This is a genomic window from Streptomyces sp. NPDC048637 (assembly GCF_040650675.1).
In the GTDB taxonomy this organism is placed as follows: domain Bacteria; phylum Actinomycetota; class Actinomycetes; order Streptomycetales; family Streptomycetaceae; genus Streptomyces.
Genome location: NZ_JBEZHQ010000016.1, coordinates 18,800 through 31,018 on the forward strand (window position 1 = coordinate 18,800; position 12,219 = coordinate 31,018).

The following is a 12,219-nucleotide window of genomic DNA, read 5'->3' on the forward strand; positions in this document are numbered from 1 at the left end:
CTCTTGAGACGGCCTCCGGCGCCGGGCAGACACCCCGGCCGGCCGTACCCATCGCAAGATCCCCAGCTCGCCGCTGCCGACCACGACGTATGCACCGTCCGCGTTCCGCCCGGCGTGGGCCGGAAGGCCGGTGGGTGGCGCACAGGTCGCAGAGGGCCCTGGGTTCATAGAGGTCCGCGCGCAAAGGTGAGGGCATGGAGCATTTCTCGGGTCGCCTTGTCGGCCGTGAGGCCGAGACGGCGGTACTGGCCTGGCTGGCGGCATCGTCGATGGCAGGGGCGGGGCAGTCGGCGTTCGTCGTCGGTGAGGCCGGCCTGGGCAAAACGGCCCTGTTGGAGCTGGCCGCGGCGACCGCGGAGTCGCTGGGGATGCGGACGCTGCACACGGCGGCCCAGGAGCTGGAACGGCAGCTTCCGTTCGCTTTGATCTCGGCCTGTCTGGGAGTGGAAGCGGCGTCCACCGATGCCTCCCGGGACCGGGCGGCCGAGATTCTGCGTGGCGAGGCACGGTATGGGCTGCCGGGTGCGATGGGCGAGACGGCCGAGGTGGACTTCGCAGGCGTCGAGGCGATGCTGGGTCTGGTGGATGACTTGTGTGCGCAGCGGCCCTTGGCGTTGATTCTCGATGACCTTCAGTGGGCCGACTCGGCGAGTCTGCTGGTGGTGCAACGGCTGATGCGGTCGGCGCACCAACTGCCGCTTCTCGTTGTCGGGGCCTTCCGGCCGGTGCCTGAAGGGGAGGTCGAACGCCTCTACCAGAGCCTTGCCTTCGGCAACGGCACGGTGCTGAGGCTGGAGCCGCTGAGCCCGCCCGCCGTGTCGGTCCTGCTGGCTGACGTGTGTGGCGGTGCGCCCGGTCCGCGACTACGGAGCATGGCCGAGGGGGCGGCGGGAAACCCGTTGTACGTAGGGGAGTTGGCTGCTGCCCTGCTGCGTGAGCAGGCGGTCGAGATCCACGACGGGATCGCGGACGTCTCCGTCGGCTGTCCCCCGCCGTCGCTGACCGCACTGATCACGCACCGGCTGCGGTACCTGCGCGATGAGGTGCTGGAGGCGCTGCGCGTCGCCTCGGTGATGCAGGCCGACTGCACGGTCACCCATCTTGCGGCGGTGCTGGACCGGCCGACACACGAACTGCTCGGTATCGTCGCGGAGGCCCAGGCGGCCGGGGTGCTGCGGGACGCCGGCGACCGGCTGGTCTTCCGCCATGACCTCATACGGCACGTCCTGTACGACGCGGTGCCGGGCTCGGCCCGCGCCATGCTGCACCTGCGGACGGCGCAGGCTCTGGCGGACGGAGGAGCGGCACCGGAACGGGTCGCCGAGCATCTGCTCGATGCGGCCCCGGCGGCCGGAGGGTTCCTCATCCCCTGGCTGCTGGCATCCGCAGCGCGGCTCACCGCCCGCGCACCCGCCATGACTCTTCAGCTGATCGACAAGGCACTGGCGCTCGCCGACCCCGGCGATCCCCGTTACGACCGTCTCCAACTGCACCGCGCCCTCGCCCAGTTCTCCTGCGGCCGCCTGGCCGAGGCGGAGGAGACGGCCCGATGCGCGCTGGCCAGGACCCGTGACCCCGGAGCGGAACTCGCCCTGCGCTGGACCATCGTCCATGCCGCCTTCGTGGGCGGCCGGCCCGACCTGGCACTCACCGAGGCCCGCGATGCGGGTGGCAGCGCGGGCCTGCCGGTGGTCGAGGCGACCCGGTTCCGGGCGTTCGGTGCACTGTGCCTGTTCGCCCTGGGCAGGCTGCGCGAGGCAGGAGCGGTCGCGCAAGCGAGCCGCTTCGCGGCCGAGGAGGCCGGCGACGGCCCTGCCCTGGCCAATGCCCTGCACGTCCTGGCCGCCAAGCGTTTCCTTGAGGCGCCGGGCTCGGAGGCGCTGGAGCTGGCCCGGCAGGCAGCGCGGGTCATGCCGGGAACGGCTCATCCGGCGCAACGGATCTGGCTGGAACTCTCCCTGGTCAACCACTACACCAGCCTCGACCGCGGCGACGAGGCGCAGCGCACGCTCGCGGCCGTCCGCACGGCAATCGAACGCACCGGAGGCATCTTCCGGCCCTGGTACCACCTCTCCTGCGCCATCCTCGCGTTCCACACCGGCCGCTGGGACGACGCCCTGACCGACATCGAGGCCGGGCTCGACCCCGGCGAGCATGTCGCGATGAGCCGAGCCCTGCGGGCGCTGGCAACACTGATCGCGGTACACCGCGGCCAACAGAGCACCGCCGCAGCCGACCTGACCGCCGAGGCCGTGGCCTGCGGCAGTGGAACCCTCGCCTGGTACTCCGAGTTCCTGCCGCTGTGCGCCGACGCCCTCATGGACGAGGCCCAGGACAAAGCCGAGCGCGCTTACACCCGGCTCGCGACGGCATTCGACCGAGGCATCGGCGACCTGCCCGGCCAGCTGACCCTCTGCTTTCTCACACCCGACCTCGTCCGGCTCTCCCTGGCCCGCGGCGACTCCGCCGACGCACGACGCTACGCCCACGCCGCTCAGGAGCGAGCCGAGCACAGCGGTGCGCCGTACCACCTCGGTGACGCCTACCGGTGCCAGGGACTGCTGACCCGGGACCCCGACCTGCTCCTGGAAGCGGCTCGCTGCTACCACGAAGCACCCAGACCACTGAGCGAGGCACATGCCCTCGCCGACGCCGCGGAACTCCTCGCCCACCGCGGACTGCCGGCCGAGGCCCGCGCCCGCCTCGATCAGGCGCTGGAAATCTACGCCCGCCTGGACGCTCTCTGGGACGCTGCCCGCGCGACCTCCCGCCTGCGTGTCCTCGCCGTCCACCGAGGCACCCGAAGACCACGCAGCAAGGACCGCCGGGGCTGGGAGGCACTCACGAACACCGAACGCCTCGTCGCCGGCCATGTCGCCGACGGCCACTCCAACCCCGAGATCGCCACCCGCATGAACATCTCACGACGCACCGTCAGCACACATGTGTCCAATATCTTCAGCAAGCTGGAAATGACCTCACGCGTCGAACTCGCCACCGAAGTGATCCGCCGGCAGAAACCCGGCCATGCACACGCACAGGACTGACCGCATTCCGTCAGCCAACGCATGCAGGCGAAGTGATGACAGAGGGTGGCTGCGCTCGGAGTGGCCCGTCCAGGCATGGCCCGCGACGCCCGCCGGGCCAAGGGTCCTGGACCCTGTGACCTTCACCCCCCGTTCGCTGCTTACAATCTGACGAACTGTAACCGGGCTCCGGGGGGACATATGGGCGGGTACTTCAAGGTCGAAGCCGACGATCTCAACCGTCTGCTGAAAGACCTGCACGACAGCCAGGAGAACATGCGCAAGGCGCTCGCGGCGCTGAAGGACGTGGGGCCGAAGAGCACCGGGGCGGAGACCCTCGACAACGCCTGCGACGAGTTCCACGACAGCTGGGACAACGCGATCAAGAAGATCGCCGACGGCACCCAGGCCATCGAGGAGAAGCTGAAGCAGACGAAGAGCAACTACGAGGCGGTCGAACACGCCTTGCGTGACTCCTTCAACAAGGGCCGCAAGTAGCCCCGTCACGCACGCGCTTCTCGCCCTTCCTTCTGCACACAGCTCACCCGCGATCGCTTCGGCAGGTGTCCCATGAGTAATCAGAACTTCCCCGCACTCGGCTTCAACCCCGCTCCCGGCCACCTGGAGAGTGTCGACGACCTCACCGGCAAACTCGATGCCGCGATGCGCTCCCTGAGCTCCGCTCACTCCGTCCTGCACCGCCTCGGCAGGGGCGCCGGAGTGTGGGAGGGCGAGGCCGCCCGCGCCTTTGCGGGACAGGTCGGAGACCTGCCGAAGTACGTGAGCGACAGTCGCGACGCCATGCGCGACGCCGCCACCCAGCTCAAGTCCTGGCACACCGCGCTGGCGTCGTACCAGCACAAGGGCCGCCAGTACGAGGCGGACGCCGCCGCGGCCAAGAATGAGCAGAAGACCCGCACCGCCGAGCACGAACGCGCGGAGGCGGCCTACAACAAGGCCGCCTCCGACCCTGCCCTGAGTCTCGCCGGGCAGTACTACACCAGCAAGACGGAACTGGACTCCGCTCAGGCGAAGATCGACGCTGCGAGCGACCGCCTGGACAAGGCGAACAAGACGGTCGACCTCACCCAGAAGCGACTGGACTCCGCGACGTCCGAGCTGGAGTCCATCATCAAGAAGGCGGAGGATCTCCTCGACAACCACCAGGATGAGGCGCGCAGCATAGCCAGCCGCATCCGCAAGGCCACCGAAGGCGCTCCCACCCCCGGATTCTGGGAGGGCCTCGGCGATGCCTTCACCCGCCTCGGCCACTCCATCCAGAACTGGTGCACCAAGCACGCCGACCTTCTCAAGTCGATCGGCGACGCGCTCAGCATCGCCTCCAGCATCCTCGGCGTCGCCTCCCTCCTCACGCTGTGGTGCCCGCCGCTCGCCGGCGCCCTCGCGCTCGCCGGCGGCGCACTGTCCGTGGGAGCACTGGCCGCGCACGGCGCGGCAAAGCTCGGTGGGGCAGATGTGGGGGTCATGGACCTGGTCGGCGACGGTCTCGGGGTGCTCCCGGTCGGGAAGTTCGCCGGGGCGGCAGCGAGGGGGGTGAAGGTCGGTATGAAGGTGACCCGCATCGAGGGACAGGCGGTCAAGTCCATCGACAAGGTGAAGAAGATCGAAGCACTCAAGAACGCGGGCTTCGAAGGGAAGAAATTGGAGGGAACGACCAAACTGGGTCGCCCCATCGTGGAGGGGACCGAAAGGTTCTCCGCCAAGAACTTGAGCTTGGGCAATCGCGCCAAACTCGCATGGACCAGCCACGTACAGGACACTGTGGGCGCAAGCATTAAGGAAGCGGGCCTCAGCAAGGGCCTGACCAAGGTCATGGAGAGTCGTTTCACTCCGACAGGGGTGAAGGACTCCCTGGGCGCCGCCCTCCGCGCCGACGGCTCCATCGACCCCTTGTCGTGGTGGAGCAAGGGCCCGCAAGTTGCCCAGCAGGTGCCGGGCATCGCGATCGATGCCCACACGGCCCTCACTTCCCCGGGTACGCCCGCCGCCGGGAGGCTGTGATGAGTGCCCTGAACCGCGAGGTGTCGATCGAGTTCGAGACACCCGACATCTTTCACGAACTCCCGCTGCACCTCCCTGCCGAAGTCCTTGATGCCGCCCTGTGGGAACTGGCCGAGAAGATCTGGCCGGCGGGCACCGAGTTCCAGCGCGAGACCACCGCGCTGGTCTATGCCGACCTCACGGACACTCTGATGGCCGACGGGGTCATGTACGCCTCACTGGGCCTCTTCGAAACGGAGGACGGGGAGGTCAGCACCGCCAACCTCATCTCCCGTGTGGAGAGCGTCGACGAGGAGGAACCTGCCGTCGTCGCCGCCTCCGTCCAGGAAGAACTGGCGCTTCAGGAGCACCGGGATGTTCATCAAGTAGACCTTCCGTGCGGCCCCGCTGTGCTCTCCTTCCACTCCACCGAAATCGACGGCGACTCAGCACTCTCCTCACTCGCCTTCGCCCATGTCGAGCTGTATGTGCCGTCCTCCGTGCCCGGGTGGCTGGCTGTCCTCTCCCTCTCCACGCCCAGCTTCGCCGAACTCCCTCGATACGTCGGTTGGTTGCGGCATATCGGCGAAACCCTCACCTTCCGCCTCGCCGCGCAGCCCGAGGAGGAGTTCCCCACACCCACCGACGTCCGCTCGGTGTTCGGCTAGGAGGAAACAATGGACAGCTCCACGAAGGTTTGGTTCCACGCTCGGAACCCCTCGAACAGTGAGCCCGGCGAATGCGCCTTCCCCCTCAAATATGTCGTCGCGCCCTTTCGGGGCGAACCATTCGCCTACGCCACCGAGGGCACACCCCCGAACTGGGCATTGCCTCCCGGCACCGAACCTCGCTACACCTTGTACCGCACCAAGGACACCTCAGAGCCCATTGTCATTCTCGTCGCACAGGGACAGCAATTCACGGTCCTGACCCCCGACCATCACGTCCTGGCTGAACTCCGACTGCCACCACCCGAGCAAAAATGGCGCCCCGTCCGTGAGATCGCGCGGTCGAAGCAGCCCCTCCTGCGGGCCCGCGGAGCCTCCATCAGCTCGATCATCAAGTCGGTGCTCTGCATTCCCCTCATCCTTTTCGAGTTCATCTGCTATTTGCTCACCGAAGGCGACATCGTCATCGACCCCCCGATCCGCACCGTCTGGAAAACCACCCAAGGAATGTGGAAGCGCACGGCACTCAAGCAACGCATGGGAGAGCCCACCTACCGCGTCTACGGCAAGCATCTCGACCACCGCATCGCCTACGCCCAGTCAGTGGCGGGCCTCTGGCGAGCGGACCGTGACGACGACACGTAGGCCCGATGGGCCCGGCGCACCCGGCTCTGTTTCCCCTCCGGGTGATGGTGTACCTCCGGTACCGCTCCGTCCCGGATGCGGTCGTCCTCCGTATCCGGGGAGTCGGCCGTCCCGTTACTCCACACCCAGATCCGCCGAACTCCCTTGACGGGTCGACTTCTTGCGGTAGCTCAGTGAAATCCTCACCTCTCGTCTCTCCGCGCAGGCTGAGGAGGAGTCCCCCACACCCGCCGATGTCCGCTCGGTGTTCGGTTAGGAGAAGACCATGAAAAGCTCCACGAAGGTTTCGTTCCACACTACGTACCCCTCGAAAAGTGAGCCCGGCGAATGCTCCTTCCCCCTTAAATGGGTCGTCAGGCCCTTTCGGGGCGAGCCATTCGCTTACGTCGCCGCGGGTACGCCCCCGAACTGGGCGCTGCCTCCTGGCACCGAACCTCGCAACACCCTGTACCGCACCAAGGACACCTCAGAGCCCATCGTCGTGCTCGTGGCACAGGGACAACTGTTCACGGTCCTGACGCCCGACCACCAGGTCCTGGCTGAACTCCGACTGCCACCACCCGAGCAGAGGTGGCGCCCCGTCCATGAGATCGTGCGGCCGAAGCAGCCCCTTCTGCGGGCCCGTGGAGCCTCCATCAGCTCGATCATCAAGTCGGTGCTCTGCATTCCCCTCATCCTTTTCGAGTTCATCTGCTATTTGCTCACCGAAGGCGACATCGTCATCGATCCCCCGACCCGCGCGGTCTGGAAAACCACCCAAGGAGTGTGGAAACGCAAGGCACTCAAGCAGCACATCGGAAATCCCCGCTACCGCGTCTACGGCAAGCATCTCGACCATCGCATCGCCTATGCCCAGTCAGTGGCGGGCCTCTGGCGAGCGGACCGTGACGACGAGGGGTAGGACCGCGGGCCCGCCCGCCAGGGCACGGTGCCCCCTCCGTGCGACGACGCGCCCCGGCAGTCATCCCTCCGATACGCCTCAAGTTGCTCGGCGGCGTTTCCGTCGTGCAGAGCACACCAGCCGCCGCATCCTCGCCTTGCTGGGGCCCACCCCCTTGTTGGGGCTCACCCCCTTGCTGGGGCCCACCCCCTGACCTGCGAGCGGTGCCCTCTGCCGATCGCGCAGTGGGTGCGTACGGGAAAGAAGGGAAGCGCTCGCCATGAAGACGCCGGGGCGGGCGATTGTGCTGGTCGGAACGTCGGGAGCGGGTAAAAGCTCAACGGCCGAAGAGCTCCAGAAGATCCTTTCTGATCCCTTCCTCGTCCTGGGACTGGACACCTTCTTCGGCATGCTGCCCCACCGGTGGACCAGTGAGGGAACGGAGCACGCCGAAGGGTTCTCGTACCTCAGGGATACCGATCCGCAGGACAGCTGTCCGCGCCTGCGGATCGGCTACGGCGCGGTCGGCGCGCAGCTTCTGGCCGGTATGCGCCAAGCGGTCCAGGCGCTCCTCCGGGAGGGGAACAACGTCATCATCGACGAGATGCCGATCGACGCCGGCATCGTCCCGGCCTGGCGACGCGACCTCCAGAGCTTCGCGGTGATCTGGGCGTACCTCACAGCTCCCCTTCCGGTGCTGGAGGCAAGGGAAACCGAACGGTTCCCCGAGAGATTCCGTGGACTCAGCAGAGGTCACTTCGATGTATGCGCTCCGGAATCCTTCGACCTTCTCATCGACTCCGCCGAACTCAGCCCGGAGGAACGCGCCCGCCGTATCGCGGCGGCGCTTCCGTCGTCTCGTTGACCTGCGTCTCGTTGACCTCAGTCTGGTCCGGTCCTCCTCCGATCCTCCGGTCCTCCGGTGCAGTCGCAGGTGAAGTGCATGCGGGTGCGGCGGGGAGTCGTTCGGGTGCGGCGACGTGCCGTGCGCATCCCGGCGTGGTGATCTGGTCGTCCGGGCCCGTCCGGCCGTCAGGAGTGCCGGGCGGGAAGGGGAAGGTGAGGACGATGGAGCTGTTTCCGGCGATTCCGTACGACGAGTGGCGGGGCACCAAAGAGACGCTCCATCGCTTTGCGCAGGTGGTGGGGAAGGTCCGGCTTGCCGCCAGCGCTCGGCGTAATCACTGGTGGAACGTTCCCTTTCACCTCACCGGACGCGGCATCACCACCCGGCCGATGGGGCAGCTCGACGGCAATCCGATCTTCGCGATCGATTTCGACTTCGTGGGGCATCAGCTGGTCGTGGCGACGCTGGACGGCCGGGCGGTCTCCTTTCCGCTCGTCGGCCAGTCCGTAGCGGCCTTTCACGACGCCCTCATGGACGCGCTGGCCGCGCTGGATGTCCGGGTGCGGCTCACCATCCCCCGGCCGTTCGACCTGCCCGACGCCGGCCGGCCGTTCGCCGAGGACACCGAGCATGCGACGTACGATGCCGGGCATGCCACCCGCTACTGGCAGGTCCTCAGCCAGGTGGCGTCGGTGCTGGAGGAATTCGCCGCGGGCTATGAGGGGAAGGTCAGCCCGGTGCACCACTTCTGGCACACCTTCGACATCGCGCACACCCGGTTCTCCGACCGGCACATCGACCAGCCCGGGCAGGTGGACCCGGTGACCCGGGAGGCGTACTCCCGGGAGGTCATCAGCTTCGGCTTCTGGTTCGGCGACGACTCCTTCACCGCACCCGCGTTCTACTCCTATACCGCTCCGGAGCCCGCGGGGCTGGCCGAGGAGCCGCTGCAGCCCGCGGCGGCACAGTGGTCCAAACGCGGGGGCAGCCACTTGGCGGTGCTGCCGTACGACGAGGTCCGTGCCGCGGCCGATCCCCGTGCCGCCGTGCTCGGTTTCTATGAGAGCGCGTATCAGGCCGGCGCCCGGTGTGCCGGATGGGACCGTGAACGGCACGCCTGCCCTGGCGGGGTGACGGATCCGTGTCTGCGGACGGAGCCAGGAGGGACCCCTTAGACGACCGGCGGGCGGCCCAGTCGCGTCATCCGCCACACCGTGCGCCAGCGCAGCGGACGGCGCCGGCCGCACGGGGTCCGTACTCCTTCGGCGAAACCGGCGGCCCAGGCGCGCAGGCCCGCCACCGAGGGGCTGCGGACGGCCGTCAGTACGGTCCATACGCCGAGGTAGAGCGGTACCAGGACGGCGGGGAGGTGCCGCCTGGCCAGCCAGACGCGGTTTCTGGCGACCATGCGGTGGTAGACCGCGTGCCGGGTCGGTGAGGTGTACGGGTGCTGCAGTACGAGCTCCGGGGCGTAGCGGATGTGCCAGCCGTCGTCCAGGGCCCGCCAGGCCAGGTCGGTTTCCTCGTGGGCGTAGAAGAAGTCGTCGGGCCAGCCGCCGATCCGGTCCAGCATCGCTACGGACAGGGAGTGCCCGCCGCCGAGGAACGTGGTGACCAGACCTCCGCGCGCCGGGTCGCCGGCCCGCAGACGGGGGACATGGCGGCGCTGGGTGCGGCCCCGTTCGTCGGCGATGCGGAAGCTCACGATTCCCAACTTCGGGTCGCGGGTGTGCAGTTCCGCGAGCCGGCTGAAGACGTCCGGGCTGATCAGCAGGCCGTCGTCGTCCAGGTCGACCACCACGTCGACGTCCCCGAGCTTGCGCAGCTCGTCCAGGGCGACATTGCGGCCGCCGGAGACTCCCAGGTTGTCGCTCAGCTCGACACCGAGGGCACCGTGCGGCAGCGGGGGGAGCGGTGAGCCGTTGCCGATGACCACGATGTGAGCCGGCTGGAGGTCCTGCTTGGCGACCGAGTCCAGCAGCGCACGCAGTTCGGCGGGACGGTTGCCCATGGTCAAGATGGCGACGCCTACGCGCAGATGACGCACAGCAGTTTGCTCCATTCTTGGCGGTCTTGTCGGGATGCTAGCCGTCGGGTGCGGCGACTGCGTGCCGCAGCGCTTCCCCGGCGACATCCAGGCGCTGAACGCTGGGGAACGTTCTTGTCATGGATGGTTGTCATGGATGGCGGGTCGGCCCCGGGCGGGTGTGGTGGAGAGGTGGTTTCGCCGGGGCGGCCGGGAACCGGTGGGCGGGACGTCCCGGCGGGCCGGCCCGCCGGGACGCGGTGGCCGGGTGCCCGGTCGCGGCGCACCATGGAAGGACCGGGGGGTCTGCACGGATGACCAGGGGGGTGGATGGAGGAAACCCTCATGATGGAAGTCAAGACGGTCGACAAGCCGGATGAGCGGCGCGACTTTCCCCGGGGTCACCTCGAAGCCCTGCACCTCACCGGACTGGACTTTGCCGTGGCCACCTTCGAGCCCGGCTGGCGCTGGTCGGAGTCGGTGCGCCCGATAGCCATGACCGACAGCTGCGAGGTCCACCACAACTGCTTCGTGGTCCAGGGCCGGATGCGCATCAGGATGAACGACGGCGCGGAGTCCGAAGTGGGACCCGGCGATGTCTTCGTCTGCCCGCCTGGTCACGACGCCTGGGTCGTCGGGGACGAGCAGTGCATCGTGTACGACTTCGCGGGCGGTATGGCGAAGGAGTATGGGAAGGCGAAGAGCTAGGGAGACACCCCTGGGGGAATGACCGCTCAGAGCGTGGCCGGGGCGCGGCCGGCGGTTGCCGCGTCGGCCGGCCGGGTGGCGTGTGGTTTGCCACGTGAATCCGGATGTCTAGGAACGCGATCGGTGGGCAGGGGTGCGGGACGGTCCGGCGTGCGGAATACGTCACGGGTTGATCCCGTTACCGCAGCCGGAGACCGACTGACAATCGCCGACAGACCGGAAGCAGGGAAACACGCATGAGCACCATTGAGCTCACCAAGGAAAACTTCGACGAAATCGTCTCCGGCAACGACTTCGTCCTGATCGACTTCTGGGCCGAGTGGTGCGGGCCGTGCAAGCAGTTCGGTCCCGTCTTCGAGAAGTCTTCCGAGACGCACGACGACCTGGTCTTCGCCAAGGTCGACACGGAGGCGCAGCCCGAGCTGGCGCAGGCCCTCCAGATCCAGTCCATCCCGACCGTGATGATCGTCCGCGAGAACATCGCGGTCTTCGCCCAGCCGGGCGCGCTGCCCGCGGAGGCCCTGGAGGACGTCATCGGCCAGGCCCGTGCGCTGGACATGGACGAGGTCCGTGCGTCGGTCGCCGACGCCCAGCAGGGTGAGCAGGCCCAGGCCGCCGAGCAGGGACAGCAGGCGCAGGGCTCGTGAGCGACCTCCTTCTGGTCCGGCACGGCGAGACCGAGTGGAGCAGGGACGGCCGGCACACCAGCTGGACCGATCTGCCGCTGACCGCCACCGGTGAGGAGCAGGCCCGCGCACTGCGGCCGCTGCTGTCGGACCGGAAGATCGGGCAGGTCTACACCAGCCCGATGGAGCGGGCGCTGCGCACCGCCGAGCTGGCGGGCCTCGCCCGCCCGCAGATCGACGCCGACCTGCGGGAATGGGACTACGGCGGCTATGAGGGCATCGCCACCGCCGAGATCCACCGCAGCCGGCCCGGCTGGTATCTGTTCTCCGACGGTGTTGCCGCGGGGCCGGAGGAGCATCCGGGCGAGTCGCCCGAGCAGGTCGGGGCGCGCGCCGACCGGGTGCTGGCGCGGCTCGCGCCGCAGCTCGCCGACGGCGAGGGCGATGTGGCGCTGGTGGCGCATGCGCACTTCCTGCGGGTGCTGGCCGCCCGCAGGCTCGGGCTGCCGCCCGCCGCCGGGGGGCTCTTCACCTTCGAGACCGGGGCGGTCGGCGTCCTGGGGACCGAACACGACCGGCCCGCGGTGATCGCCTGGAACGCCCGGAGCCTGTGAATCCTGAATCCGGAGATGGTGAAGCTGGAGCCTGTGGATCCGGAGACTGTGCATCTGGAGACTGCGAAGCTGGAGCCCAGCCCGTGAAGCTGGCGCCTGCGAAACCGAGCTGGTGGGCCCGGAGCCGGTGAACCCGGCGCCCGCGAAGCCGAACCGGTGAGCCCGGAGCCTGCGAACC

At 68.3% G+C, this 12,219-nt stretch carries 12 protein-coding genes; 11 read left to right on the forward strand and 1 reads right to left on the reverse strand.

Annotated features, from left to right (window positions below):
• Positions 1 to 194 precede the first annotated feature (194 nt).
• The 8 genes from AB0C46_RS20630 to AB0C46_RS20665 all read left to right on the forward strand — a co-directional run bounded on the left by AB0C46_RS20630 (position 195) and on the right by AB0C46_RS20665 (position 9,242).
• Positions 195 to 3,047 (forward strand): AAA family ATPase, encoded by a 2,853-nt coding sequence (locus tag AB0C46_RS20630; RefSeq protein WP_362829352.1) that lies wholly within the window; start codon positions 195 to 197, stop codon positions 3,045 to 3,047.
• Positions 3,048 to 3,227: 180 nt separating this feature from the next.
• On the forward strand, positions 3,228 to 3,524 hold the full coding sequence (locus tag AB0C46_RS20635; RefSeq protein WP_362829354.1) for a type VII secretion target: 297 nt from the start codon (positions 3,228 to 3,230) through the stop codon (positions 3,522 to 3,524).
• Positions 3,525 to 3,596: 72 nt separating this feature from the next.
• Positions 3,597 to 5,048: a putative T7SS-secreted protein gene (locus tag AB0C46_RS20640; protein WP_362829355.1), complete on the forward strand. Its 1,452-nt coding sequence runs from the start codon at positions 3,597 to 3,599 to the stop codon at positions 5,046 to 5,048.
• Positions 5,048 to 5,695 carry a hypothetical protein gene (locus tag AB0C46_RS20645; RefSeq protein ID WP_362829357.1) on the forward strand — a complete coding sequence of 216 codons (648 nt, stop codon included), beginning with the start codon at positions 5,048 to 5,050 and terminating at the stop codon, positions 5,693 to 5,695. Before AB0C46_RS20640 ends, AB0C46_RS20645 begins: the two co-directional genes overlap by 1 nt.
• A 9-nt stretch (positions 5,696 to 5,704) precedes the next feature.
• On the forward strand, positions 5,705 to 6,340 hold the full coding sequence (locus tag AB0C46_RS20650; protein WP_362829358.1) for a hypothetical protein: 636 nt from the start codon (positions 5,705 to 5,707) through the stop codon (positions 6,338 to 6,340).
• Positions 6,341 to 6,827: 487 nt separating this feature from the next.
• Positions 6,828 to 7,241: a hypothetical protein gene (locus AB0C46_RS20655; protein ID WP_362829360.1), complete on the forward strand. Its 414-nt coding sequence runs from the start codon at positions 6,828 to 6,830 to the stop codon at positions 7,239 to 7,241.
• A 259-nt stretch (positions 7,242 to 7,500) separates the two neighbouring features.
• Positions 7,501 to 8,085 (forward strand): AAA family ATPase, encoded by a 585-nt coding sequence (locus AB0C46_RS20660; protein ID WP_362829361.1) that lies wholly within the window; start codon positions 7,501 to 7,503, stop codon positions 8,083 to 8,085.
• Between the two features lie 203 nt (positions 8,086 to 8,288).
• Positions 8,289 to 9,242, forward strand: a complete 954-nt coding sequence (locus AB0C46_RS20665; RefSeq protein WP_362829362.1) for a DUF5996 family protein — start codon at positions 8,289 to 8,291, stop codon at positions 9,240 to 9,242.
• Here AB0C46_RS20665 and AB0C46_RS20670 read toward each other — a convergent pair.
• Positions 9,239 to 10,114 carry a glycosyltransferase family 2 protein gene (locus AB0C46_RS20670; protein WP_362829363.1) on the reverse strand — a complete coding sequence of 292 codons (876 nt, stop codon included), beginning with the start codon at positions 10,112 to 10,114 and terminating at the stop codon, positions 9,239 to 9,241. The genes AB0C46_RS20665 and AB0C46_RS20670 overlap by 4 nt on opposite strands.
• A gap of 324 nt (positions 10,115 to 10,438) precedes the next feature.
• On the opposite strand from AB0C46_RS20670, the gene AB0C46_RS20675 reads away from it, so the two are divergent.
• The 3 genes from AB0C46_RS20675 to AB0C46_RS20685 all read left to right on the forward strand — a co-directional run bounded on the left by AB0C46_RS20675 (position 10,439) and on the right by AB0C46_RS20685 (position 12,041).
• Positions 10,439 to 10,801 carry a cupin domain-containing protein gene (locus AB0C46_RS20675; protein ID WP_362829364.1) on the forward strand — a complete coding sequence of 121 codons (363 nt, stop codon included), beginning with the start codon at positions 10,439 to 10,441 and terminating at the stop codon, positions 10,799 to 10,801.
• Between the two features lie 236 nt (positions 10,802 to 11,037).
• Complete coding sequence (gene trxA, locus AB0C46_RS20680; protein WP_362829365.1) at positions 11,038 to 11,448, forward strand: thioredoxin; 411 nt, start codon at positions 11,038 to 11,040, stop codon at positions 11,446 to 11,448.
• Positions 11,445 to 12,041: a histidine phosphatase family protein gene (locus AB0C46_RS20685; protein WP_362829367.1), complete on the forward strand. Its 597-nt coding sequence runs from the start codon at positions 11,445 to 11,447 to the stop codon at positions 12,039 to 12,041. The genes trxA and AB0C46_RS20685 overlap by 4 nt, the downstream gene beginning before the upstream one ends.
• Positions 12,042 to 12,219 lie beyond the last annotated feature (178 nt).